1 protein-coding gene is annotated in these 598 nt (G+C 69.1%); it reads right to left on the bottom strand.

Annotated features, from left to right (window positions below):
* On the bottom strand, positions 1–418 hold a 418-nt coding region (locus QR78_RS31240), incomplete at its 3' end, for an alcohol dehydrogenase catalytic domain-containing protein (RefSeq protein WP_048431532.1).
* Positions 419–598 lie beyond the last annotated feature (180 nt).

Genomic DNA, 598 nt, shown 5'->3' with positions numbered 1-598 from the left:
CGGGCTGGACCTTGTAGGTGCGGCGCAGCAGGTACTGGGTGGTGAGGCCCTTCAGCATCATCGCGGCGGCGGTGTCGTCGTCGATGCCCTCGGGCACGCGCACGACGGATTTCGCATCGATCACCACCTCCTCGGCGTAGGTGCCGGAGGCCGAGCCGTAGGCGACCCGCTCGCCGGGTGTGAAGCCGGTGACGCCCTCGCCCACCGACACCACGGTGCCGGCGCCCTCGTTGCCCGGGGTGAAGGGCAGCTGGGGCGCCTTGTACAGGCCGGAGCGGAAGTAGATGTCGATGAAGTTGACGCCGATCGCGCTCTGGCGCACCCGGATCTGGCCGGGGCCGGGCTCACCGACCGTCACGTCCTCGTAGCGCATCACCTCGGGGCCGCCGTATTCGTGAATCCGGATCGCCTTCGGCATCGTTTCGCTCCCGTTCTGGTCTTGGTCTCCGGCCGGGATCATAGGTGGCGGCCGGGCTGCGGCAATGGCCGCGATGGCGGACCCGCCCCGCATGACCCAGATCTCCCGCACGCATCGATCGAGGATTGCCGTCGTGAGCCAGACCGCCGACCCGCAGACCGAAGGACCCCTCTACGACGT

The sequence above is a fragment of the Methylobacterium indicum genome (assembly GCF_001043895.1).
Lineage (GTDB): Bacteria > Pseudomonadota > Alphaproteobacteria > Rhizobiales > Beijerinckiaceae > Methylobacterium > Methylobacterium indicum.
This window is presented reverse-complemented; position numbering and strand designations above follow the sequence as displayed.